The 26313-nt window shown below is 44.4% G+C and carries 17 protein-coding genes and 2 pseudogenes; 12 read left to right on the plus strand and 7 right to left on the minus strand.

Features of this window, described 5'->3' with window-relative positions:
* Nucleotides 1–10: 10 nt before the first annotated feature.
* Together QUA23_RS19135 and QUA23_RS19140 are read left to right on the plus strand one after the other, a co-directional pair.
* On the plus strand, nt 11–307 hold the full coding sequence (locus tag QUA23_RS19135) for a hypothetical protein (protein ID WP_333078367.1): 297 nt from the start codon (nt 11–13) through the stop codon (nt 305–307).
* Between the two features lie 101 nt (nt 308–408).
* A complete protein-coding gene (locus QUA23_RS19140) occupies nt 409–891 on the plus strand; it encodes an Hsp20/alpha crystallin family protein (protein ID WP_333078365.1) in 483 nt (160 codons plus the stop codon).
* A 624-nt stretch (nt 892–1515) separates the two neighbouring features.
* On the opposite strand, the gene QUA23_RS19145 is transcribed toward QUA23_RS19140, so the two are convergent.
* Nucleotides 1516–2100 (minus strand): hypothetical protein, encoded by a 585-nt coding sequence (locus tag QUA23_RS19145; RefSeq protein WP_333078364.1) that lies wholly within the window; start codon nt 2098–2100, stop codon nt 1516–1518.
* Nucleotides 2101–2271: 171 nt separating this feature from the next.
* Nucleotides 2272–4605: a penicillin-binding protein 1C gene (pbpC, locus tag QUA23_RS19150; RefSeq protein ID WP_333078363.1), complete on the minus strand. Its 2334-nt coding sequence runs from the start codon at nt 4603–4605 to the stop codon at nt 2272–2274.
* 552 nt (nt 4606–5157) lie between these two features.
* On the opposite strand from pbpC, the gene QUA23_RS19155 reads away from it, so the two are divergent.
* The 3 genes from QUA23_RS19155 to QUA23_RS19165 all read left to right on the plus strand — a co-directional run bounded on the left by QUA23_RS19155 (nt 5158) and on the right by QUA23_RS19165 (nt 11555).
* Nucleotides 5158–10893: an alpha-2-macroglobulin gene (locus QUA23_RS19155; protein WP_333078362.1), complete on the plus strand. Its 5736-nt coding sequence runs from the start codon at nt 5158–5160 to the stop codon at nt 10891–10893.
* A gap of 102 nt (nt 10894–10995) precedes the next feature.
* The gene (locus tag QUA23_RS19160) at nt 10996–11331 is read left to right on the plus strand and encodes an HNH endonuclease (RefSeq protein WP_333078360.1); all 336 of its coding nucleotides are present in this window, start codon (nt 10996–10998) and stop codon (nt 11329–11331) included.
* The gene (locus tag QUA23_RS19165) at nt 11328–11555 is read left to right on the plus strand and encodes a hypothetical protein (protein WP_333078358.1); all 228 of its coding nucleotides are present in this window, start codon (nt 11328–11330) and stop codon (nt 11553–11555) included. The genes QUA23_RS19160 and QUA23_RS19165 overlap by 4 nt, the downstream gene beginning before the upstream one ends.
* A 109-nt stretch (nt 11556–11664) precedes the next feature.
* Here QUA23_RS19165 and QUA23_RS19170 read toward each other — a convergent pair whose 3' ends face one another.
* Together QUA23_RS19170 and QUA23_RS19175 are read right to left on the minus strand one after the other, a co-directional pair.
* The gene (locus QUA23_RS19170; RefSeq protein ID WP_333078356.1) at nt 11665–13389 is read right to left on the minus strand and encodes a DHA2 family efflux MFS transporter permease subunit; all 1725 of its coding nucleotides are present in this window, start codon (nt 13387–13389) and stop codon (nt 11665–11667) included.
* A 111-nt stretch (nt 13390–13500) separates the two neighbouring features.
* Complete coding sequence (locus QUA23_RS19175) at nt 13501–14136, minus strand: TetR/AcrR family transcriptional regulator (RefSeq protein ID WP_333078355.1); 636 nt, start codon at nt 14134–14136, stop codon at nt 13501–13503.
* Between the two features lie 1036 nt (nt 14137–15172).
* Here QUA23_RS19175 and QUA23_RS19180 point away from each other — a divergent pair.
* On the plus strand, nt 15173–15703 hold the full coding sequence (locus tag QUA23_RS19180) for a transposase (RefSeq protein WP_333078353.1): 531 nt from the start codon (nt 15173–15175) through the stop codon (nt 15701–15703).
* A 202-nt stretch (nt 15704–15905) separates the two neighbouring features.
* On the opposite strand, the gene QUA23_RS19185 is transcribed toward QUA23_RS19180, so the two are convergent.
* Both QUA23_RS19185 and QUA23_RS19190 read right to left on the minus strand, forming a co-directional pair.
* Entirely contained in the window at nt 15906–18536 is a 2631-nt protein-coding gene (locus QUA23_RS19185) for an MGH1-like glycoside hydrolase domain-containing protein (RefSeq protein ID WP_333078352.1), read from the minus strand.
* A complete protein-coding gene (locus QUA23_RS19190) occupies nt 18537–19349 on the minus strand; it encodes an SDR family oxidoreductase (RefSeq protein ID WP_333078351.1) in 813 nt (270 codons plus the stop codon).
* A 574-nt stretch (nt 19350–19923) separates the two neighbouring features.
* On the opposite strand from QUA23_RS19190, the gene QUA23_RS19195 reads away from it, so the two are divergent.
* Entirely contained in the window at nt 19924–20199 is a 276-nt protein-coding gene (locus QUA23_RS19195; RefSeq protein ID WP_333078350.1) for a DUF2231 domain-containing protein, read from the plus strand.
* Nucleotides 20200–20226: 27 nt separating this feature from the next.
* Here QUA23_RS19195 and QUA23_RS31085 read toward each other — a convergent pair.
* A pseudogene (locus QUA23_RS31085) lies at nt 20227–20984 on the minus strand (IS1 family transposase).
* Nucleotides 20985–21029: 45 nt separating this feature from the next.
* On the opposite strand from QUA23_RS31085, the pseudogene QUA23_RS19215 reads away from it, so the two are divergent.
* The 5 genes and pseudogenes from QUA23_RS19215 to QUA23_RS19235 all read left to right on the plus strand — a co-directional run.
* A pseudogene (locus QUA23_RS19215) lies at nt 21030–21458 on the plus strand (ISL3 family transposase); the annotation flags it as partial.
* A gap of 169 nt (nt 21459–21627) precedes the next feature.
* Nucleotides 21628–23316, plus strand: a complete 1689-nt coding sequence (locus QUA23_RS19220) for a hypothetical protein (protein ID WP_333078348.1) — start codon at nt 21628–21630, stop codon at nt 23314–23316.
* Nucleotides 23309–23821: a hypothetical protein gene (locus tag QUA23_RS19225; RefSeq protein ID WP_333078347.1), complete on the plus strand. Its 513-nt coding sequence runs from the start codon at nt 23309–23311 to the stop codon at nt 23819–23821. The genes QUA23_RS19220 and QUA23_RS19225 overlap by 8 nt, the downstream gene beginning before the upstream one ends.
* A gap of 49 nt (nt 23822–23870) precedes the next feature.
* A complete protein-coding gene (locus tag QUA23_RS19230) occupies nt 23871–24665 on the plus strand; it encodes a mobilization protein MobD-like protein (RefSeq protein ID WP_333078346.1) in 795 nt (264 codons plus the stop codon).
* Nucleotides 24666–25142: 477 nt separating this feature from the next.
* Nucleotides 25143–26264, plus strand: coding sequence for a DUF6753 family protein (locus QUA23_RS19235; protein ID WP_333078345.1), 1122 nt, complete (start codon nt 25143–25145; stop codon nt 26262–26264).
* Nucleotides 26265–26313 lie beyond the last annotated feature (49 nt).

The following is a 26313-nucleotide window of genomic DNA, read 5'->3' on the forward strand; positions in this document are numbered from 1 at the left end:
ACATAACCTCTTGGGCAATCGGGTTTTTAAGACTGGGATTATCCGATCGCCCTCATACAGCAATGGCTATGGAAAAGCCGCAATTGCCCGCTGTACACCTCCTTACACTGCTACACATCACCCGCACCGTGCTTTTGGTACGGTTAACACCAGCGATACTTCCTCCGACGCTCACACGCCAGCAGAACGGGCAAGGCAAGCTCATGGCGTGGCCACAGCATTTACGGTTTCTAGGAATAGTTTTGTACGGTTTTCTTCAATACCAATTACTCTGGCAAATACGACCAACTGGGTTGGGTTCTCCTGACTATTCCTCCCACTTATAAAGCGGCATCATAATAACTGTAAGCAATGAGCTTCAACCAAAACAAACTTATAGAGCTTTACCAATCTTTGAGGTGACAGATTATGTTGATGCGCTCTTGGCAACCCTTCACGGAAATTGAAACCATCCGTCAGCAACTCGATAAAGTTTTTGACCAACTGGCAACAACGAGAGATAACTCAGAAGCCACTTGGATGCCCGCTCTGGAATTGGCTGATGCTGGGGACAACTTCGTATTAAAAGCGCAACTGCCTGGAATTGACCCCAAAGACATTGACGTTCAAGTGACTCCGGAAGCAATTTCCATCTCTGGCGAACGCCGCTACGAAAACACAGACGAGAAACCTGGGTACGTCCGCTCTGAATTCCGCTATGGCAAATTCCACCGGGTGCTTCCCTTGCCCGCACCCATTCAAAACGACTCTGTGCAAGCTGAATGCAAAGATGGCATTCTAACGCTAACACTGCCCAAAGTGACTGAAGCTCGCAATAAAGTCGTCAAGATTAATTTAGCCGAAATTGCTGGAGCTTCAACGAATCCAGCTTTGGAACAGGCTAACCAATAACGATCTGCTGTGCTTAATCGAGTGAGGCAAATTTCTCCAAATTGAGCCTAATTGGATTTACTTAACAACAACGGAACTGGAAAAGCTGATACCGGGAGCTACCATTGCTCTCGGTATTCTTTATTTGGGAAAGCCGAGCGAAAAGCTACCTACAACTGTCCTGAACCCGCAGTGAATTCAGCAACGCTTATAAGGCAGGCTTCCAGTAAATGCAGGAGAGAAGACGACGAGCAGAATACCCAATTGGGAGCTCAGGGGCATTGAAATCCCTTAGTCCTCCGTTCCACCCACTTCTGTGGCGAGTAAAGACGCTTGGAGTACGGAGCGACCACGGGGCGCTTTTACGGTCATCAGAAATTCTTGGGAAAAACGCTGCTGCCAGGAACGCGAAGGTTTGATAGTGCTGAACTCACGTATCTAGCAACTCCTGTAAAATCTGTTCTACTGTTACCTTCAACGGAGGTAAATTATTCTGTACGAGCGAGATCCTTCGATTAATACTCAATTGCCTCCGTTTTCTGCATCCATGCAGTCTAAAAAAGCACAATTTCTTATGGGCTAGTATCGAGAGGCGTTTTAAGTTTCAGCTTAACATTGGTTCCTTTCTTAAGGACAACTTCACCACTAGGACAAGACTTGACATAAGCCGCTGTTGCTGCACCCCCAGCTACAGCACCATGCTTGAATTTCGCTTGATTGCCGAGGAAATGACAGGCCGCTGCTCCAGCTAAAATAATGCCAGCATTCTGAACAAACTTGCCTTTGGTTTTTGTTTGTACCTGAGTATTCACGCTCAGTAACATCAATGGGATAAGCTGAGCCATCTGCGAGTTGAATGTCATCAAAAACTAGATGCAAACTCAATTTTTTGCCTTGAGCTGCTTTGACGACATCTTCCAGATGTCCCTGAATCACGGCATCTTTAAGAGTTTTATTGCCTCCTTTGATTCGCAGAGTAAAACGCTCGTTGTCGCGGTTTTTACCCGCGGACAAATCTTGTTGGAGAATGGTATCAAAACTGGTTCCAGCAGGGACGCGCGCTGGCTGATTTTTAAGCTTGCCCGACGTAGAGCTGAAGAGCTTAGATACAGGATTTGGGCTTTGATTAGCCGGAGCAGAAGTGTTGGCTATCTGCTCGCTTGACGAATGACAAGCAACAGTGTTGCACAGGAATACGGCACCCAATAGTAAGGGTATTAACTTTTTCATCGTTGGTTTCTTCGATTCAATAGGCTATCCGAATCAGATTCAGCTAAAATTAGCCAATTGACAAGGGATTAACTGAGCAGAAATGCAAGCGCTCCTACAACTAGGCTAGTTTAGCGAACGACTGGGTAGGATTATTTTGCGAACTACTAAAGTAAAAGTCTCCTTTTAATTCTATTTGCCAGTCGGTAAAGAGGTTGAATTGCCAACAAACGAAAAGCCACTCCGCAGGGATTTATTGTTGGCAACCTGCACATTAAACCTCACGGTGTCAACCATTTTACCTGATTTAGCTTGCAAATTCCACTCTCCAGGTTTCAAATGCCAGAATAGCGAATTAGACGACTGCGTGGCTAGCTTCTTACCATTCAACGACCACTCGATAGGGGTATTATTGACTCCTGATAATTTAAACTCTAGCCGTGCATTCTCATTATAATTCATCACAAAATAATCATTATTTTGAGGAAAGACTATTTTGAAATTACTGTTAGTCAAACTAGATTTACTCTGCTTTGCTAACCAGCCGTTATACTCTTCAGATAACTTTAAACTCCCTGACTCAGTTTCGTACTTACTAATATCTTCAGGAGAAAAATATTCTTGCACAACTGACGGACAATCAGGGTTAGGTCGCCACCCAGAAATAGCACAAATAGGGCGCTGTACTAACCCTTTCAAGGTCGGAAAAGCCGCAGGTTCTTGATGTTCGTGTAAGTGTAGCATAATGTGATTCCAGAGGGGTGCAGCACCCATAACTCCAGAGACTTTTTTCATGCGATCGCCATTAAAATTTCCGACCCAAGTAGCAACAGTATAATCAGTAGTAAAACCCACCGTCCAAGTATCCCGAAAATCCGAAGAAGTTCCCGTTTTCACCGCCGTAGAAAAGGGTAAAGCTAACACCGAATCCACCCCAAATTCTTGAGCGCGGGCGTGAGTATCGCTTAGCATATTAATAATTAAAGCCGCTGCTTTTCGCTCGATTAAAGGTTGAGAATTAGGAATTGTATCGGGATTTTTTAATGTAGTTAAAATAGGCGTTAATTGTCCTTGTCTCGCCAACGTAACATAAGCCCTAGCCAACTCAAACAAACTGACTTCACCACTACCTAAAACTAACCCCAAGCCATAGTATTCTGGAGGTTGATTTAAATGCTCAAAACCCAGTTCATGTAGCCGATTGAGGAAGCTAGGAACTCCCACCTTTTCTAATACCCTTACTGCTGGAATATTGAGGGAATTTGCTAAGGCAATTCGCACCCTCACTGGACCTAAAAAGGTGCGATCGTTATAATTAGTAGGGCTATAAAGTTTGGCACCAGGAATGGCATAATAAGTCGGTACATCTGCCAAAATCGTATTGGCTCTAATGGCACGTTTTTCTAAGGCTAATTCATACAAGAAAGGTTTAAGAGTAGAACCAGGCTGACGTAAGGCTTGCACTCCGTCATTCCGACCTATTTCTGTTTGATTAAAATAATCAGGAGAACCGACATAAGCTAAAATTTGCCCAGTATGATTATTGATGACTAAAGCTGCGGCATTGTGGACATTATGGGGAGATAAAGTGTTGACAACTTGCTGCACTTGTCCCTCAACAAACTGCTGTAAAGAACGATCGATAGTGGTACGAATATGAGACGGATGCTGCTTAGGTAATTGATTGGATAGCCAGAATAAAAAATGAGGTGCGGCAATAATTCCCTGCTTGACTGGTACGAGTAAAATTTCTTCAGTTAAGGCTCGTTCTGCCTGCGAGCGCGTGATATATTTGTCCTTGACCATGCGATCGAGTACATAAGTTTGCCGTTTTTTTAACGATTGCCAACGGTAGTAAGGATTGAGATTATTTGGATCGTTAGGAATGGCTGCTAAAAGGCTGGCTTGAGCAAGATTGAGATCGGCGGCGGAAATGCCAAAATAGGTGCGAGAAGCGGCTTCTACACCGTAAATATTGCCGCTCATGGGTAATCTGTTGATGTAAGATTCGAGAACTTCATCTCTATTCATGCCGGCAAAAATACGCCAAGATAGCCAAATTTCTCTTACTTTGTGAGGCAATGTGCGAGGAGCAGGCTCTAGCATCCGTGCTAACTGCATGGTGATGGTGGAAGCACCGCTGACTACGTGTTTGGCTTGTGCAGCTTCGAGGAGCGATCGCGCGATTGCTCTCACATCCATAGCACCATGTTGATAAAATCGGCTGTCCTCAGCGGCGATAATTGCTCGCACAAAGTGAGAAGAAACTTGATTTAAGGGTACTGCGACGGTATGTTCTTGGTCGCGAGTGAGAATAGTGCCTAGGAGGAGCCCGTTACGATCGCTAAATTCGATCGCCGACTGATCCTGGGCGATGTCAGCAGTACGGATGGGTGCAAGATAAGGATGCGATCGCACGATTAGGCCAATTAATACTAACACCAAAAATAGACGAAATTTCGGGTTTCTATTTTTGGGCCAAACTTTTTGGATAATTTTAATCAGCCACAGCCTCAATATACTCATCAATTAATCCCTCAGCTAACAAAGGTTTAATCTATAGCCTTTCTCAGTAACATGATGTGCCATCGTTAATAAGTAATAAAAGCTATATTTCCGATCTATAAACGCATCTACCGGATTCACAAAAGACTACAACCTCAAGATACTTGTTTCCAGAAACTACCGGGTTACCACCTCATTAAGAAACAATACAAAATCCTTACCCTTATAAAATTGTTAGCTTTAATGATTGATATAGCCTTTCTCAGGTACATGAGGTCTGTACAGGGCTTACGTAACTGGCATACGAAAGTTAAACTGTAGGGTGCGTCAGGTGCATTTTTTGAACGATGATTCAGAGTTTCGGGAACTGACGCACCTTACCAATTGTGACAATTGCGTCCAGGACTAATGTAATAAGGCTTGAAAGTCCCGATATTCAGAGAATCTCGTCTACCTCATTTTTGTGAAAAAGGCTAGACTCCTGGCTGTGGTTGAGTTAAAAAATTAATAAATTTATCTGGAAACTCGATCGCGTCAACTGTAGATCAAGTATCCGTAAAAGAGATATCAATTATGAAATTAAAAAAATGGATCGGTGCGATACTTGTCTTCACGCTCGCGCTGGCAATAACAACCTGTGGAGTCACGAATAAATTCTCAAAAATTGAGCCGCTTCCCTCAGTTTCTCCCCTAATTGCTCCGCAACTGGTAGACTGGATTGAAGAAATTAGTCCTACTAGAAAAGCTGAACCTCTCAACCAAATTCGCATTCGGTTTAAAGAGGCATTAATTCCAGTTGAAAGCCTTGATAATTCCGAACAGCAAAGTCAACTAAAACTATTTGAAATTCAACCTGCTATCCCCGGTAAATTTCGTTTTTTAACCCCGCGCATGGTCGGATTTCAACCCGAACAAGCATTACCCAAAGCTACTCGCATTCAAATCGCCATCAAAGCAGGTTTAACCGATTTAAAAAATCACCGCCTCGACAAAGATTTAGCTTGGACATTTAATACAGAACCCATCCAACTGTCAAATTTACCAACTTCTCAGCCAGAGAATTCAGAATTCCAACCCATTGAGTTAAAGCCTACACTGAAATTTACATCAAATGTAGAATTAGATTTAGCTTCAGTGCAAGAGCATTTGAAACTAATGCCACAGGGACAGACAAAAACTGTGCCACTTAAAGTAGAGTTAGAAAAAGCAGAGGGAAAATCAGAAAAACGGCAAACTCCAGAAGAAAACTTCGATCCATCTGTTCGCGCTTTTAATTATACCATAGTTCCCCAACAAACACTAGAAAAAGCCACTCAGTACCGCCTACAATTTGACTCTGGCTTGCTACCACTTCACGGCAATCTACCCAGCGAAACACCATTCGTCAGCCAGGTAGAAACTTATTCGCCCTTGGCATTTAAAGCTATTAACTTTTTCGGACAGCCCGATGCTGGCGGTGCTTATGGGCGGTTCATAAAAGGCAGCGGTCAGTTACAATTTAATAACGGTCTTATCGCCGATTCAGCGCAGGAAAATATCACCGTTAATCCCCCACCTAAAAAATCTCCTACACTTGTTCAAGCCTATGACAATGAACCCTTGATTAGTCTCAACCCTTGGAGTTTAGAACCAGCCCAACAATATACTGTTACTATTGGTGCTAACCTCAAAGATAAATTCGGTCAAACCTTGGGTAAACCAGTCACATTGCAGTATGAAACAGGCGATGTTGCTGGCGAAATTTGGACACCAACAGGGTTAAATATTTTTCCCGCAGGTAAAGACTTACAACTGAATATTTCCACAGTAAATTTGCCAGAATCCCAGTACAAAGCAGCTTATAAAGTCGTTCAACCCACTGATTTAGTTTATAATGCTGACGCATATCCCAGCGGGGAGCGAAATGATTTACTTTCTAATCCTTCGGAGTGGCAAACTTTCCGAATTTCAGGTAAGAAAAATCAGACAAATGAGATAACAGTTCCCTTGCGAGAAAAGCTAGGTTCGGCAACAGGAATGCTGGCCTATGGAGTGCAAGCACGCACCAATATTTACTCGGATGAAAAGGGTAAACAGCAATGGCGAGAACCTGTCAATTACGGCTTGGTTCAGTTGACTAATTTGGGAGTATTTACCCAGTGGTTTCCCGAATCAGGTTTAATTCGAGTACACCATCTCGATGACGGTTCTCCAGTAGCAGCATCAGTCGAGATTTATGAATCTCAATTAGACGCAAAATCTCGCCCTCAACCTACCCCTTGTGCAATAGGTAAAACTGACAATAACGGTACATTACTACTAAGCAGCGAGAATTTACAGAAGTGTATTAAATCTCGATCGGGCGGATTTGAAAAAGCACCAAAATTATTAGTCATTGCCCGCGAAAATAAAGACTGGGCATTTGCCAGAACAGAAGAATATAGCGGTGCTTATGGCTACGGCATTGAGGGAGATACTTGGAACAGTAATAAGCCGCAATCACGCGGTACAATCTTCTCAGACAGACAACTTTATCAACCAGGGGAAAAAGCTTGGTTTACAGGAACTGCCTACTATCTTCAAAATGGAGTTATCAAGCAAGATAAAAATGCTAGCTATACAGTTAAGCTGCAAACTCCAAGCGGTACTGAAACTGATTTAGGAACTCAGAAAACTAATGAATTCGGCACATTTTCCCTAGAATTGCCCATCGAAAGCAATCAACCTTTAGGCTATTATTCCATTCTAGCTAAAGGGACAAGCGGAGCGGAAATTTCTGGTCAATTTCGGATTGCTGAATTCAAACCACCAAGTTTTAAGGTAGATTTAAGCCTTAATAAAAAAATTGCACTGATTGACGATAAAATTGAGGCAAATACTCAAAGTAATTATCTGTTTGGTTCGCCAGTAGAAGGTGGAAAAGCCAAATATTACGTCACTCGCCGCAAAGCAGAATTTACCCCCAAAGGTTGGGAAGAATTTGCCTTTGGGCGGCAGTGGTTTTGGCCTGAAGAAAGCCCGAACGTTCCCACCGATGTGTTGCAACAAAATTCAGTATTAGATGCTAGCGGTAAAGGCAATCAAACATTTACAGTCGGCAAAGATTTGCCCTATCCGATGAATTATCGGGTAGATATCGAAGTCTCCGATGTCTCGAATCTGTCTGTATCAGATTCTAAAACATTTACTGCCCTACCAAGCGCTAGATTAATTGGTTTAAAAACTAATTTCGTTGCCGATGCAGGCAAAGCTTTACCCATTCAACTCATCGTTACCGATCCTACAGGAAAACTACTAAAAGGTCAAAAAGTCCGCGTTGAACTGCAAAAAATAAACTACAGCAGCGTCACGCAAGTAGTCGAAGGTAGTCGCAATCCTCTCAATCAAATCGAATACAAAACAGTAGCAAAAACAGAGGTACAATCTGGCAGCAATCCTCAAACAGTATCCCTCAATCCTCCTGAATCTGGTTCTTACCGCATTCAGGCTAATTTTGCTGATGGCAATAATGAAGTAACTGCCACTGATTTGCAGATTTGGGCAACAGGCGAAAACCTCGTAAGCTGGGGTAACAGATACGATAATAATCGCCTGGAAGTCAAACTCGATAAGAAAAACTATCAACCAGGTGAAACGGCAACAGCTTTAATTCAATCGCCTTATCCAGAAGCAGAGTTATACTTTGCAGTTGTCCGCGATAAAACTCTCTACCAAACTGTCACTCAAGTTAAGGGCGGTGCTCCTCAAATCCAGTTCCAAGTAACGCCACCAATGTTGCCAAATGCAGCGGTAGAAGTTGTGCTAGTCCGCCAAGGCAAGAGTTTAAAAGAGTTGGAACCCGGAAGTCTGGAAAATCTGGTAAAAATTGGCTTTGCTCCTTTTCAAACCAGTTTGGACGCTAAATATTTGAAAGTCCAAGTCACTCCCCAACAAACAGAATTACAACCCGGTGCAGAGGAAACGGTACAATTGCAATTGCAGGACAATCAGGGGAAACCAATCAAGGGACAATTCACAGTTATGGCTGTCAATGAAGCCGTGCTGCAACTAACTGGATATCGCCCGCCCGATTTGGTGAAAACTGTCTATGCGGAGCAATCTATTTCTACCCGCTTCAGTGATAATCGACCGAATGTAGTATTAGAAAATATGACCTCGCCATTAGCAAAAGGTTGGGGTTATGGCGGTGGCTTTTCAACAGGTGCAGCAAATACTCGCGTCCGCAAAGATTTTCAAGCTTTGGCTTATTACAATGGCTCTGTTATTACAGATGCTAATGGGAAAGCGAGTGTGAAATTCAAACTCCCTGATGATTTGACAACTTGGCGAGTGATGGCTGTTGCTACTGACGGCAATTTAGATTTCGGCAATGGGGAGGCAACATTTATCTCGACTAAATCTCTAATTTCTAATCCGATTTTACCGCAGTTTGCGCGTCCAGACGATCGCATTAAAGCTGGCTTATCTGTGACTAACAATACTCAGCAAAAAGGCAATCTGACAATTAACGGTCAAGTAGCCGGTGCCGTAAAATTTGAAGGCAATAATCCAGCAGCGGCAAATCTAAAAACTCAGGCTGAGTCGGGTACTCGTGCTTACCGTTTTCCCATTTTGGCGGGTAGTGCTGGTGATGCTAAAGTTCAATTTGCTACACAATTAAATGGCAACGTGGATGCGTTTGAAGTGCCTTTAGAGGTAAAACCTTTAGAACTTACAGACAACGTTGTAGAAACGGGAACAACTGCAAATCAGGTAAAAATTTCGCTGAAGATTGATAAAAATGTTGTGTCTGATGTCGGCGGTTTGGAGATTTCTCTAGCTAGTACATTGATACCGGAAATTGTGGCACCGGCGAAGCAGGTTTTGCAGGATGAACAATTACCATTTTTGGAACCTGCCGCTAGTCAGTTATTAATTGCAGCCAATTTGCAAACTCTTGCTCAACAATACGCTCAGAGTTTGAAAGGTTTTAATCCTAGTAAAGAAGCTGCGAGGGCACTTGAACGACTGCAAAAACTTCAGCGTCCCGATGGCGGTTTTGCTTCCTATCCCGGACAAGAACAATCTGACCCGTTTGTGGCTCCCTATGCAGCGAATGCGATAGCCTCTGCATCTAAGGCTTTTGCCAATACAGTCAATGCTGGGATGCTGTCTCGCCTGACAGACTACTTGAAGAAAACTCTTGCTGACCCCGGACAATATGAGTTTTGTCAAAAGCAAATTTGCAAGAATCAGGTAAGGTTATCATCTCTGATTGCCTTAGCAGAATTAGGCGAAAAACGCAATGACTTTCTCGCAGATATCTATCAGCAGCGAAGTGAATATAATCTAGTCACTCAAATTGAGCTAGCCCGTTATCTATCGCAGTTCAAAGACTGGCAAGATGAGTCTAAAGTGCTGACTAACGAGTTGCAAAAAAACATCTATATCACTGGTCGTACAGCTAGGGTTAATCTGCCTCAAAATGTAAGCTGGATAGCATCTCCTACCGCTATTCAATCTCAAGCCTTGCGACTATTTATCGCTCAAAAAAGCAAGGCAGAAGATATCGATCGCTTATTGCAAAGTCTCCTAAATCTGCGGCGACATGGCACTTGGCAAAGCACTTATGACAACGCAGAAGCACTCGCAGCTTTAGCTGACTACAGCAAGACTCAGCCGACACCGCCTAAGTTTAGTGCTACTGTAAAACTGGCTGGTAAACAGTTAGATTCGATTCAGTTTGACGGCTACCGCAATCCCAGTCAGTTTATCACTATAGCAACAGATCAGTTGCCGCGAAATGGTGATTTAATTATTCAAAAATCTGGTCAAGGTACGCTGCACTATCTCGTCAATTATGGTTATCGTTTGCAGGGTAATCAACCGGGACGTTTAAATGGGTTGCGAGTATTGCGAGAAATCCGACCTGCTGGGGAAGACAAAGTGTTAGGAAAACAGCAACTTTCTATTCCTCAACCGCTGACTTTGGGAGTTGGACAAGTGTTTGATATCGGTTTGAAAATTATCGCAGATCATCCTGTAGATCATGTGGTAATTACTGACCAGCTACCTGCTGGTTTAGAGGCAATTGATAACAGTTTCCAAACTTCTACAAAGGCGGTAGAAGCTCAAGGTGATAGCTGGCAAATTGGGTATAAAACGATGTATCGCGATCGCGTTGTCACCTATAGCGATCGCCTCGAACCCGGAGCCTACAGCCTCCACTACCTCGTCCGTTCTGTCACCCCCGGAACCTATCTCTGGCCGGGTGCGGAAGCTCATTTACAATACGCTCCCGAAGAATTTGGGCGATCGGCTTCCTCTACCTTGATTGTGTCGGACAAGTAAATCAGCCGTTGCGCGATCGCTTTTATGCCCGGATGAGGCGGTATTCTAAGTAATGGCAACAAAAGCGATCGCCATATTTTAGAAAGATGAGCTTTTACCGCTATGGCTAAACCAAAGAGGTATCCCGACAATTGGCAACAGATTGCGCTCTCCGTGAAAGAAAGCGCTCTTTGGCGCTGCGCTAAGTGCCGCCAACAGTGCCTCAGACCCGGCAAACAAAGCGGCTTAACTAAATCCGAACGCTGTGCCTTGACTTTAGCAGTGCACCACCGCAACCGGATACCGGAGGACAACCGCCCGGAAAACTTAATCGCCCTGTGTACCGCGTGCCACCTTTCGTATCACAACCGCGGTCAGTCCAACGTATCGCCGGGGCAGTTGTCGCTGTTCCCCGATGATGCAATGAACTGGGAGATGGCGGAGTGTGATCGTTCATGAGTACGGGACAATTTATCATAATGTGGGGGTTTGAGGGAGCTATAAGACTCCCGCATTTTTTGCCGCTCAAAGGGATAGACACCAGGGCAATACAAGATTATTTCGATCGCGCCAACATTCACCGCACCGTACTCGTGTCGGTACAAGTGATATCACCTGACACGAGCAATTGCTACTTGACAATAGAGGAGGCGACGATGTTGGCAAGCAGAGTCACTCACTGAGTTAGGTAACTTACCTGCTCCTTACAAATTGGTTGTTTGAGGCCAGCGAGCTCAAAGTCTATCCAACCGGAGGCTGTGGAGTAATCGCTACAGAATTACAATCAAGCAATTAGTGAGCAGCAGGTGCTTTGGCTCCAGCGCCTCCCTTGCCGAGAAACAGCAGCAATGGCAGCGAGCAGAGAAAGACAATGCCGACAAAGCGAAAAATGTCTGCGTAGGATAGAACGGCTGCCTGCGTATTGACTAATTGGGAGAGCGCGGCGAGGGCTTGCTGTTGGGCAGTTGCGGCATCAAAACCGCGACTCTCAAACAAACCAGTTAGTGCGCTGAGCCGCTCAGTTGTTTCTGGATCGTAAGGCGTTAACTTTGCCAACAAAATGGCTCGATGAAAAGCCTCTCGTCGAGCCAGTAATGAGGTCAGAATGGCAATGCCAATACTACCGCCGAGCTGACGAGTCAAGTTATAGAAGCCCGAGCCAGCCGATACATCTTCTTTGGGGATGGAACCCAATGTTGCCAAACTCAGGGGCAGGAACATCAAAACCGTAGTTGCACCGCGCCAGATTAGGGGCCAAAACAAATCATCAGTTCCGGTTTGGGGCGTGATTTTTGCCAGCTCGAACATGACGGCTGCCGTTCCACCAGCTCCCAGCGCAATTAAAATGCGGGCATCCACCTTAGTCGAAATTTTGCCCAGTAAAACCATGATGATGGCGGATGCTAAAGCTCCAGGAGCGAGTAAAAATCCGGTTTGCGTTGCCGAAAAGTGCAGCACGCCTTGAGCAAACAGCGGTACAGCAAATAAGGCTCCGTACAACCCCATGCCCAAAATACCAGAATAAAGGCTACCGGCTGCCAGGGATTTATGCCGTAGAACCCGCAAGTCAACTGCTGGTGCTTTTGTGCTGAGTTCTCGCCAGATGAACAGAAACAGCCCCACAACCGCCACAAACGCCAGGAGCGTAATGAAACCCGATTCAAACCAGTTTTCTTTTTCCCCTTCTTCCAAAAATGCTTGCAAACTACCTACCGCCATACACAGCAGTACAATTCCTGTCCAGTCTACTTTCTGCTGGCTCCGTCCGTGTTGCTTCGAGTCAGGTCGGAGAAACACGAGCGCCATGATGACAGCCACAATACCGACGGGCAAATTGATAAAGAAAATCCAGCGCCAGCCTAACGTATCGGTCAGATAGCCGCCTAGCGTGGGACCAATAGCCGGACCTGCAATCACCCCAACTCCAAACACCGACTGCGCTAACCCCTGTTCCGCAGGGGGAAAAGTTTCAAACAGAATCGCTTGCGCTTTTGCCAACAGTCCGCCTCCGCAGAAGCCTTGAAGAATTCGAGCTACCACTAGCATCAGCAGGTTGATGGATAAACCGCATAACACCGAGGCGGCTGTGAATCCGATCATGGAAAAGACAAAGTAGGTTTTCTTGCCGAAGAAATCCCCCAACCAAGCAGAGAGCGGAATCATCACAACGTTGGCGATTGCGTAACCCGTTACGACCCAAGCAATTTCGGTCACGGTTGCGCCTAAAGTCGTCTGCATATCTGTTAAAGCAACGTTCACAATGCTGGTGTCAATGACTTCTAGAATGGCTCCCAGAGAAGCCGTCAGGGCGATCGCCCACTTGAGCGGTCCCTCCACGTACCCGGCTGCATCGCTGGCAGATTGTTTCAAATTTTTTAATGGTTTTGCTCGCTTTTGTTGAGCGTTTTGTCGAGCGTTTTGCTGGTCTTGAGGCTCAAACTCTTCCAAATCGGTAAAAGCCTGAATATCAATAGAATCTGGTTCAGTTGCATGACTCTGTATTTGAGGGCGTTCCATCTTTAGTCTCTACTTCTGCGATCGTTCACGGCAGGTGTTTCGCACCACCGCAAAGGGTTAGGGTGCTTCAATCGGAAAATGCCAAATTCATACGAAAATTGTCAGGAATTTTCATTCTGGAGACGGAGTACGACTTACAGAAGACGCTGCTGTGCTGACTCCCCGCACAAATAAATCCACACACCCTTCGATGTATTGCTTACGGCTGTAGCCCCGGTTTACTTGAGAAACATGGCGGCGAATCATACCAGACAGCAGCATTCCAGTCAATTGATCCACTGCCAGCGGCAGGTCAACATTCGGACGAATACTGCCACGTTCAACACAGGTTTGTAGGTAGGAAATTAGTTTTTCACGCAGCGGTAAAAATGATTGCTGAAGCACCTCCAGTGCTTCTGTCGGATGCCGGTGAGCTTCACCAATAAACATCCGAAATAGAGCTTCGTATTCCTCCAGCGTATCGTCGTGGAGCTTTGCATAATGCAGGAGATCGCGGCGCAGGTCATAAGTCCATTCGTCTTGATGCGCCAGCACCTCCGTCCGCAATGCTGTAATGTGGTGGGCAACCGCACTCAACACTTGCTCTTTGCTCTGAAAGCGGCGAAATAAAGTAACTTCACTCACATCTGCAGCACGAGCAATTTCACGAGTTGTCGCTCCAACGTAGCCTTCTGTAGAGAAAACTTCAATCGCGGCTTTCACCAGGCGATCGCGGGTTTCTGCTGCACTTCGATTCGTTCTACTCATCTCAATTAATGTAAGCACTAACTTACATATTCTAGATCGCCAAAGGGCTGTAGCTTCAGCAGAAAGACGGATTTTTGAGACACAGGAGGGTGGGATTTACGCTCGTATGCCGAGAAAAACTAGGAAAAATCGCCGCACTCCGAAACTAGAGATCGCAGCAAGAAAGCCGGTTTCTGGGGTAAAGCCGAGAGGTAGACTTGAAGGGAGTGGCAGCACTCCCCCCCTCTGTTCGGGAACCGCGCTTGCGATTGTTCACCGCAGAGGTTGAGGGGTGACAATTCCGTCAAAAGCCTTACCTGTAGCCCAGAAGCGAAACTCGCAGCTCAAAAAAGACGGGCTAAAATTCATTCATTCGCCCTATTCACTAATTGGTAGTGCCCTGAAGGAAAGGATAGAGCAAGCTACTATTAGAGAGAAGTGTTTACCATTAGTGATCTGACAGTATAAATTCCCCATTGTCCTAATTTTGGCGAGCGAAGCAGTCAGTCGTAACGGTAAAAGTCGGCATCACAAACTTTGATTACAAATGTCGAAAATGTGGCAGTCAATTTGTTTTGAACCCGACATGGAAAGCTACAGCGGTTACCGCTGTATAATGGTACAATAAATAATAACAAAATATCATTTTGTATTCAAAACTAATGAAAACATATTCCCTCGATCTCCGCAAAAAAATAGTGATAGCACATTTGGTTCAAAAGATGTCAATCAGGAAAGTAGCTCTCACGTTTGGTGTCAGCAAAAGTCTTGTCCAAAAACTGGTAAAACAACAACAAATTGAGGGAAATTTACAACCTAAACAGAGGGGTAAACCACAATGAGCGTCACCTAGCAAATGCGGAAGCAATCATCAGAATACTGGTGGCTGAGCATCAAGATGCTACTTGGGTAGAGCTATGTGAATTATTTGCTATTAAGACGGGAAATTGGGTGAGTCGGACGGCAATGTGTCGCTACCTACAGAAATTAGGACTCAATCGTAAAAAAAACATGGCGCAGTAGCCAAGCCGGGACTGAAAGAGTCCCAAAATTGAGAGTGGAGTATTGGGAAAAGATCAAAGATATCGAGCCAGAAAATTTAGTATTTTTGAATGAAACTGGTATCCTACTAGGACTAAGTAGAACTCATGCACGTTCGCAACGCTGGACAAGAGCATACCAAAAAAAAGTATTTTATCGGGGTGGTAAAGTCACAGCTATTGGCGCCATTAGTATGAATAAAGTGTTAGCATTGATGACAATGAAGGATTCAATGGATGGACAGGCATTTGCTATACTTATTCAGCATTTTTTATGTCCTAAATTATGGGAAGGAGCGGTAGTAGTGATGGCTAATTTACTTGCCCATAAATTAGCATCAATCAAGCCAATGATTGAATCTGTAGGAGCGAGTATTATTTGTTTATCTCCATACTCTCCCGATTTTAACCCAATAGAGCTTTGGTGGTCGCAACTCAAATCTTTTTTGCGTATGTTCACTCCAACTACCACGTCCACGATCGATCAAATAATTGCAGTAGCCCTCAACTTAATCAATCCTCAATATTTAAGAAATTGGGAAAGCTAATTCTTGCTATTGTACTTCATAACAGCGGGAACTGCTGTCAAAATAAATTGCGTTAACTATTGTGTTCGTGAGAATTAACAGAAATTTTGGATAAGCTACAGATTTGACCCCTCTGTCGTCCTCTCTTGGCAAGGGGGGACGGCGAAGCCGGGGGTAGAGATTTGTAGTCATAGTTTCAATAATTGGTATTAGAAGTAGGCAATCAAGGTTTATCGTTCACCTGCTGAATCAACTTGGCAATTAGTGCTGTCCATCCAGTTTGGTGACTTGCGCCCAATCCAGCACCGTTGTCGCCATGAAAGTATTCGTAAAATAGCATCAAATCGCGCCAGTGAGGGTCTTGCTGAAATTTTGCAATACCACCGTAAACCGGACGTTGCCCATCTTGATTCTGTAAGAAAATAGCGATCGACCGTTTCTCCAAGTAAGCTGCCACCTCCCAGAGATTGAGCATTACTCCTGAACCTGTGGGACACTCCACTGTGAAGTCATCGCCTAAGTAGTGATAGAACTTTTGCAAGGATTCAATTAATAGAAAGTTAACTGGAAACCAGATGGGACCGCGCCAGTTTGAGTTACCGCCAAATTGGTTAGAAGTAGATTCAGCAGGCTCATAGTCTACTTGATAGCGAGTGTCGTCCCAGTCGAAGATAAAGGGATGCTCTTGGTGATAGCGGGAAAGCGAGCGGATACCGTGAGGTGAGAGAAATTCATCCTCATCCAACAATGGTCGCAGGATACGGCGTAGCGCTTCGGGGCTAGTAATAGCAAGCAGGCGGCGATCGCCTTCTCCCTCACTGGTCATACAAGCAATGTTTTGTGCCAGTTCGGGACGGTTGTTGAGAAACCACTCAATTTTGTCTTTTAACCCCGGTACAATTTCTAACAAATCTGGCTCGATAGTATCAACTGCAAATAGCGGTATTAGTCCCACCATTGACCGCACTTTGATTCGCACGTCCTCTCCGTTGGGTAAGTGCAAGGTATCGTAGTAAAAGCCGTCTTCGTCGTCCCAGAGGACAATTTTTTCATGCCCTACATGATTAATTGCGTTAGCAATGTAGAGGAAGTGTTCAAAAAACTTTAAGGTCATATCGCTGTAGGTTTCGTCCTCACTGGACAATTCCAGAGCGATCGCCAGCATATTTAATGAAAACATCCCCATCCATGCCGTGCCATCTGCCTGCTCTAAATATCCGCCCGTTGGTAATGGCTTGCTGCGGTCAAATACCCCAATGTTATCCAGTCCGAGAAATCCTCCTTGAAACAAGTTTTGCCCTTGTAAATCTTTGCGGTTTACCCACCAGGTAAAGTAGAGCATTAAGCGGTGAAACATTCGTTCCAAGAATTTGCGATCCCCTGTTCCAACTCGTTTCTGTTCAATTTTGTAGACGCGCCAAGCCGCCCATGCTTGTACGGGGGGATTGACATCGCCAAACGCCCACTCGTAAGCGGGTAATTGACCGTTGGGGTGCATGGTGCGATCGCCAGTTAATAACAGTAATTGCTGCTTGGCAAAGTTTCCATCGATTAATGCTAAAGCAATGCAGTGGAACGCCAAATCCCAGGCAGCAAACCAAGGATACTCCCACTTATCGGGCATGGAAATAACGTCTTCGGCGTAGAGCATCCACCACTGAGTATTGCGCTCAGTAAGGCGTTGACTGGGTGGGATAGGTTCTGCTGAATCTCCATGCAGCCAAGTATGGACATCATAGTAGTAAAACTGTTTGCTCCACAGCAGTCCGGCAAACGCTTGTCGTTGAAGGTTGCGGCAATCCTCGTCTAGACCGGGGGTGAGCGTTTCATAAAATTCGTCTGCCTCTGTTTGACGCTGGCGGAAGGTATTAGTAAATGCTGCATTAAAGGGCGTATCTGTATATTGGTTGGTGAATCGTAGTTGAATTACACTGGTCTGTCCCGCCCCAATTTCCAAATGATACCAAGCTGCTGCTTTTGTACCAACCTGATTTGGATTCACCACATTTTGGTTGTTGTGAATTACGTACTCGTGGAAAGCGTCTTTAACATAAGGCGAGGCATTAGCAACTCCGTAGAGGCGTTGGCTGTTAGTTTCATTTTCTGTAAATAAAAGCTGATGAGTTCCATCGCAGAATAACCAATAATTCCCATATTTCTCACTGTTCGCCTTAATTACACCATCAGCAACTTTTGATAGCTGTGACTGCGGTTGATTACCCGTCCAGATCCAGGTATTGCGAAACCAAAGGGTAGGTAGCACGTCGATGCTGGCAGTTTCCGCCCCCCGATTCGTGATGCTGATGCGAATGCAAATATCGTCTGTAGAGGCTTTAGCGTATTCGGCAACCACATCGAAATAACGATTATCGTCAAACACGCCCGTATCCAATAATTCAAATTCTGGTCGATCCTTGCTGCGATGGGCGTTCTCTTCTATAAGCTGAGTGTAGGGAAATTCCAGTTGCGAATACTTGTACAACCAGCGCATATAGGAATGGGTAGGCGTGTTGTCTAGGTAGAAATAGTATTCTTTGACATCCTCACCGTGATTACCCTGTTCGTTGGTAAGCCCAAATAAGCGTTCTTTTAAAATTGGATCGCGACGATTCCACAGTGTTAGACCAAAGCAGAGTTGACTGTGGCGATCGCACCATCCACCCAATCCATCTTCACCCCAACGGTAAACGCGCGATCGCGCATGGTCATGAGGAAAATACTCCCAAGCTGAACCGTCAGGTGAATAGTCTTCCCGCACTGTACCCCATTGGCGATCGCTCAAGTAGGAACCCCAACGATACCAAGGTTTCTCCGGTTCGCGATTCTCCTCTAACCGTTGCTGTTCTGCGTTCATTTAGCCCCCCGTCGCAAACCCTGGATACAGAGTCATGCCGCCGTCTACAAATAGAGTTTCACCATTCACATAATCTGAGTCATCCGAGGCAAGCCAAACAGCAGCTTTGGCTATGTCTGTTACATCCCCGACCCGTTTTGCGGGAATGAGTTTTAGTAATTTTGCCTCAGCTTCTGGCGTATCCCAGGCTGCCTTATTAATTGGGGTTTTAATAGCACCGGGTGCAATGCTATTGACCCGAATCCTGTGGGGTGCGAGTTCCTGGGCAATACTTTCCATCATCATGTGGATTCCGCCCTTACTGGTAGCGTAGTTGACGTGACCCGCCCAAGGAATCACCTCGTGTACCGAACTCATACAAATGATTTTGCCTGCGGCACTGGAAATATCTGGCTTCACGCCACGTTTGAGAAACTCTTTTGCTGCTTCACGGGCGCAGAGAAATTGTCCGGTTAGGTTCACGCCAATAACTAAATTCCAGTGGTCGAGGGTCATATCAACAAAGGCTGAGTCTTTTTGCAATCCGGCGTTGTTTACCAGGATGTCGATCGTGCCAAAGTGCTGGTACATTTGGTCAAACATCGACAAAACTTCCTCTTCCTTGGCGACGTTTGCACCAATGGCGATCGCGTCCCCACCGAGTGATTTAATGTCGCTGACAATCTTCTCTGCTGCTTCCTGTTCAGAATGGTAGTTGATTAAAACAGAAGCACCCGATGCAGCTAAAGCGCGGGCGATCGCTTCACCAATACCAGAACTTGCACCCGTTACGAGTGCTTTTTGGCCTTTGAGAAGATTAGGGGAATAGCTCATGTTTTTTCCTTGTCTTGTTTCCTAGTCAAGTAAATTTGTACCTAATAAATACGATTAACAACCAGTTAAGTAGATGGACATAATTAAACGTAAGGTGGGCGCTCGCCGCCCAAAATTTGTAACTAATAGCTAATCTGGTTGTATGCGAGCGCCCACCTTACTTAATGTAGCTACTTAAAGATTTATTTCTTGGTTTCTGCTAACTTTAGGGATTTATAGAAGTAACTACGTCTATCTAATGGGGTAATTAGTGTCTATTTCTGAGAATACAATAAAATTTTATGATTATTTATCCAAAAACTTACATATTTTTTTAATTTTCAAACAATACTTTTTATGATATAAAGTAAGTTTATCTCATTAGTGTGTCATTAATGTTTCAAGAATATGACAATCGAGCGCCTTAAAACTTTAGAGGGTTGAAAGCCCAATAGTGTGAGAAGCTATGGTTATTTTTCAGGCTTAGATCAATCTCTAGATAAATATTTTTTTGTAGAATTAGTCTCAATCTATATTTAGAGAAATACCTGTCAGCTTGCCTCCGGGAACAAGTCCACTAAAACAGGAGAAAGCGATGCCTCTACCTCTCAATAATGCGAATCTACCCTACCCAGATCCGCTTCATCCGATCGTCGTCCATTTCGCGATCGCGATGATATTCTTTTCCTTCTTCTGCGACGTGGTAGGCTATTTTACGCGCAATCATCGTTTGTTAGAGCTAAGTTTCTGGAATATGTTTGTTGCTTCAGTCAGTATTTTCCTCGCCGTCATCTTTGGTCAGTTTGAAGCTGGTTTGGCCCAACCTTACGAAGCCGTCAAGCCGACACTGAATTTGGGTAGTCCTATTTAGTAAAGGATAGAGAAAAAGCAGACATATTCAACAACTCGAAGGCTCAGAACGAATCAGTGCATTGTAGTGATGGATGAAATTCCAGATTGCGCCAATGTGATTGTCTAACTTCTTAGAGAACGATAATGTCCTTCTTACTAGCCGTGACACTCGTTGCCGCTTTCGTGTTATTGAATCGTTCTATGTAACTGGTCAATCCACTGTCCTTGCCTACGGCTTTTCGGACGTTTGCGATCGCAGTGCTGTTTCATAGGCCTGCCAGTAATCGGTATAGATGACGGCACATTGTCGGTACACAGGCGGCCGCGATGCCCATAATGCCCGAGGCAGCATCCCTAGAACGATCGCCGATATAGCAACCGACAATCTCACGGGTTGTGACATCTTGGGCAAGCCACACCCACTGCTTGTTCCCTTTATCATCCACTCTGGATCACAACTCATCCATCTGCACCGCTAGTTGTCCCTGGGTTTTGGGCTTTACCTGCACTTGTTGCGGCACAGCAGCGTAGCAAGCGTTGACATATCCTTGCAACCAGTCCTCCGACACTTCCATCACACGGGCGATTCCGGCCAGGGGAAGTTTCTCTCTTTTGCAAGCGATCAATCATCGCTTTACGGTCTGGGTCAATCGGCTTCCACTGCGGATTCTCAACGAATTGACGACCACAATCAGGACATTTGTAGTTTTGTTTTCCCCGGCGGGTCGTGCCGTTCTTCATGATGTCATCAGAACCACAGCTTGGGCAGAGTAAGTAAAGTTTCACGGCGCAAAAGTGAGACATACAACTCCATGCTAACTATTTTTCTCTATCCTTTACAAAATAGCACTACCTAAATTACGAAGAGCAGCCGGAATAACAGATAGGCAAAGTAAATATTTATTGTTAAGTAATCGAATAAATTTGAATCCTCTTCAGATTGATAAATTAGAGATGGCACTAGGTAAATCAGAATGCTTGAGAATTGCGTATGAGATGAAAGAAAAATTTAGAGAAATATATGAGACTAATTTGATCGTCAAAAAAGGGCAGGCAAAAATTAAAGAATGGCTAAATCCTGCACAAGTATTTTTTAGAGGAGCTGCATCAACGATTGAAAATCATTTTGAGGGTATTTGCAACTACTTTCTTAATCGCACAACAAGTGGAGTTATGGAGGGAATCAACAATCGAATTAAGTTGATAATGCGTCAAGGATATGGCTTTTCTAATTTTAATAATTTCAGGAATCGCGTATTAGCTTTCTTCTCTGATTAGATAGAATTATAACCACAAGTTCAGGAGAGCCTGTTTTCCTTGCAAGGCAGCCTGTACCCCGCCATTTGGAGGGGGCTATTTTAACTATCTAAAACCACCGAATTTGGTGAGGTCAGACTTAAACTGAAGCCAATATTATCATTTTATAACGTAATAAAAGCCAGCGTTTATGAAGAAAAAACCCTCAATACCAGATGCGATTCTGGCTATAGATTTTGGCGGCTTATCTACTAGAGTTTTCTGCCAAAGCTCGCAAGCAGGCAGTAAAGCAAACTCCTTTGTAATGGAATCGCAGGTGGGGCCGGTGAGCCAAGACATAGCCAATTGTTTCACACAACCCAACCTCGCATCAGCATCTCCCGAAAATATTGCTTGGGTGGCAATTGGTAATGAATGCCGAGCCGTTGGCTACTTGGCAGCAGCGCAATTCAATGCTCACATCGGTTTAGCGGGACTGAAGTACAGTAGCGCTTTGTACAAAGCTCTAGCAGCTTTGTGGGTAGTGTCGCGGAAGTTAGATTTAGGCAATCAATTCAGCGCTGCGATCTCCGTTTTCTTGCCCCCAGGCGAATTTAATGACTCCAAGCAATTTTTTGAGCTATTAAGTCAATACTCTGCTTCATTTGAAACACCCACAGGCAAGCTATCCGTCACCCTGGACAAAACCCAAGCTTTGCAAGAAGGTGGCGGCATTGCTTTGATCCACAACAGTAATTTAGGTTCAGCCTTCAAGCAGCGGGTAACTGCCTTTGTTATGGTAGGATTTCGCAATACTTCGGTAATAGTTTCGGCACGCGGTGCTGTCGGTAAGGGCAAAACTTCAGACTTAGGAATGGTAAGGTTGGTGGATCTAGTTCAAGAGCGAACCTCTAACTACGATGCTTCCCGTTTGGCTTTATCAATCGCTCAAGCGGGCGTAAGCTACAACCGCCCTTACTTTTACCGAATTGCTCGGAATCGAGAGGAGACAGCGAAAGATCGAGAAGTTGACCAATTGATTGAAGCAGTCAAGCTGTCTCGCTTCGACTACGCTCGAATGCTATCTCATTGGATTAATGAAGTGCTGCCGCCCGATTTAGATGAAATTGTATTTTGCGGGGGGACTTCTGAATATATGAAGCCAGAACTGCGAAATCAGTTTTCTCATTATTCGCTGTCTTGGCACGCAGGTATAACAGTGCCCAAAACGCTCGATCCTGATGGTTTAGGTTGCCGCATAGCTGATGTTTACGGACTATTTTCTTACTTCAAATCTCAGTTTGAGATACCGAGGCAAAGGTCTGGTGCGGCAACTTCTCAGAGGGCAGAAGATACAACTTCCAGTTCAGGAGATGCTCCAGTCCCTACGACTGATATACAGAGTGTAAAAGAATGTGCTGAACAATCTACCAAGCCAAAATCTGAACAATCTACCAAGCCAAAATCTGAACAACCTACTCACCCAAAATCCGAGCCACCTACTAAATTAAAACTTGAGCAATTTACTCACGCTAAATCCGAGCAATCTACTGAACAAAAATTTGAGGAATCTACTGAGCAAAAGACTGAATATATTACTGAACCAAAACTTGAGGAACCCGCTGAACAAAAGACTGAAGATATTACTGAACCACAACTTGAGGAACCCACTGAACAAAAGACTGAAGATATTACTGAACCAAACACTGAAATTTGCGCTCAACAAAAGGCTGATTCAAGTATCAAACATAGCTGCTTAGATGATTCTAATAAATTGAGTGATGAGTCGTCGTCCAATACAGAACCTTCATTAGAGGAATCAGAAGCAAACTTAGATGCAGCTCTCTTATTGGGAGGGCCCTACCGAGGTGCTGGAAAGAAGGTAAGGAATTATGCCTAGAAAACGCTACAAGGAATTTTGCTGGCGCTGTCAAGTTTTGCCAGATTCCGAAGACGCTATCTTGCTGTCTTACCTACAAAATCATCCTTTTTTTAGCTTCAAAGAAACGATTTTACCTCTGATCAAAGCGCGGTGGCTATTAGCATCTTTACGCAATAGCGGTAGTCATTCTAGTACAGACTTAGAGTATTTGAGGCGAGAAAGCATTAATTTTTTGCTCAGGCAGATAGATGAAGTTTGCCGAGATGCGGGATTTAACTGTACCGAGTTAGGAGTAATTGCCCCTGGTATTTCTTCGGGTTTAATTCCTTTAGCTACTTTCCCTCACTTATCGAATTCAGGTGCATCTATTGCTACGGAATTAACTGCCCCTGAGAGTTCAAATCCCGCAAGTTTGCCCGAAGAAAAAGAACCAGAGGAATTTTCGGGAGAAGTTGAGTTTGAAAACAGCGCATTTAACTTAGCTGGTTTCGATCCAGCAATGGTCGGGCCTAGCTTTAGTTAAAAATTATTAAGTCTTGAATAGACATCGACATCCAGCAAGGAGGAATGAAATGACTAACATGATTCACTTGGTTGACGGCGAGAAAGGTGGCGTTGGCAAGTCGATGCTAACTCGGATTCTGGTTGAATTCAATCAGAAGTATGAACTGCTGTACACGTTAATTGATGGTGATTTTCAAAATCCTGATGTGCAGCAGCGCTATCCTGAACACAATGCAAAAATCGTAGCTTTAGTTGAAGATGAAGAGAAGTTTTTCGATATCGATATTATTTTTGAAACAGCAGTAGAAACTCCTGTGATTGTCAATTTACCAGCTCGGGTTTACAGCATTATCAACAAATGGATTGACGAAGCTAATTTAACCTCTCCTGATTTTAAAGAGCAGTCAGGAGTTGATGTATGCAAGTGGTTTATTTGCGGTGGCACGACGGACAGCATTGAAATGTTTATTGACTCTTTCAACTACTTTGAAGGTCAGCTCAATCACATTTTTGTCCGCAATTTTGGAGTTTGCAAAGATTGGTCGCACGTACAAAGCCATAAGGAAATGAACAAGCTCATTAATAATTACCGAATTCCTGTGGTAGATTTGCCGGCCCTGAGTGCAAGAGAGCGCAAGTTTATTGATACGAAGCGGTTGTCATTTTCTCAAGCAATGAAACACTCTGAATTCTTCTTGATTAGTCAGCAGCGATTGCATACTTTTCTGGAAGACTGTTTCCGTCTGATAGAAGATGTAGGTTTGTTTAACAACGCACCCAATCGCAATAAAAAAGAAGTTATCGCTCCCTATGAAAAAAAAAATGAGGAAATGCAGATAGAAAATGAGCAACAAAATGAGTAACCAAATAAGCAACAGGTTGTAAAGTCTCAGGAGGCTGTAATTTGTAAAAAAGGTATCGTAAGCTTTTAAGAATCTAAATTAAGGCTTACACACAGACTCTACTGATAGGGTGTGCCGAAACCAGCCCGCTGGCTGAGTGCAATCAACGCAGTTGTGTTATCCCAGGCGTTGGATATTAGCAATAAACGTTGTTTATTGCGTTTAAATTCTGAAAAGAAGAACATTGATCGATCGCCCGCTACGAGATTTCCAGGGCTTCAAAAACTTCTTCACCACTGGGCCAGCGGGCTGGGTGTGCCGAAACACATCTTAATACTACAGATAGTGTCTAAACCGATAATTTGCGGGTATTCCTGTAAATTTTCCAGTCAATGGGTGATGAACTCGTTAGGAGACGGACAAAATATGAGTTCACACTATAGAATGCGCGATGCAGAACAGCATAAAGATTAGGATTGTGATTAGGTAGGAGGTTAAATGTCCGATAGACTTTTAGAAGAACTTTCCGAAGTTGACTCTCAAGAGTTTGGCGAGATATTGGAAACGCCAAGGGAACAGGGCAGACTTAATAATACCAAAAATAATTCCATACAATTCGCTGAAAATTCGCAAAGTTGGCCCGATTCTCCAGATAGATTTCCAGAAGATGCAGTAGAAGAAAAGTTGAAATCAGATGGGAGTAAGCTAAATGAAAAGGAGTTTTGGGAACTCATAGACGATGATTCGAGGGAAAGAGAAGCTCTGAACAGAGATCCTTTATCTGCCCCTCCCATGTACGAGAGAGATACTGAGTCACTAATCAGCCAGGTACTCAAGGGCAAAGACTCCAAATTTCGCTCTCATGTCATTCAGACAGCTTACCGATACGGTCTCAATAAAAATGACCCGCTTTTTATCGTATTGCTGGCTACAGGTCAACTCGAACTGCTGTTAGAAAAAAAACCACAAGAAATTGACCAGTTTTTCAAGAATTGGCAATCTCAATGGCAAGGTGATTTGAAAGATTCTCAAGCTGTTATTTCTCAAGAACTGGAACAAGTTCGGCAGCTTACTGAAAATTGGGAAAAAGAAAGCAGGGAGTTTTTAGAACGGCAGGGAAAAGCGGCTGTTAAGGTGCAACATCGCCACATTTCTAACTCAGTTTACACCCTAGTGCGACAAGCAGCTTTAGAGAAAGTTGCTCACGATATTTGGTCGGTGATTTTTGGGAGCGGGGTAGTGTTAGGGGCAATGGCGATTGGCGCGTTTATCGGGTTAGCGCTGCCCCGGTTCATTCCAGCGCCTGAACTCGACCCAAAAGGGCCGCGCCAGCTCACTTTAGAACAAGCCGTAGCGCTCGAATGGGGGCTGAGCAAAGAGGGTCAGTTTGCTCGCAAGAACGCGGATACAATTCAGTGGGCAACCAGCAATGAAGGGAAATATGCTCGCCAATTTATGAGCTGGAATCAAGCTTTGTTGAGCGAGAAAGGTGGCAAAAAACTGTGTGAAACTGAGATAAATAGATTGGGGGTGACGCTGACAGTAGAAAGTAAACCTGCACAAAAAGGATTTTGTACTTTGTGGATTCGCTCCCCTCAAGAACGAGAGTTTGTTCCTTGAGGGCAAATACTAAAGTCTTGAATGGGATGTAAATAAGTTAGCTTAACAG

The sequence above is a fragment of the Microcoleus sp. Pol1C5 genome (assembly GCF_036701115.1).
Lineage (GTDB): Bacteria > Cyanobacteriota > Cyanobacteriia > Cyanobacteriales > Microcoleaceae > Microcoleus.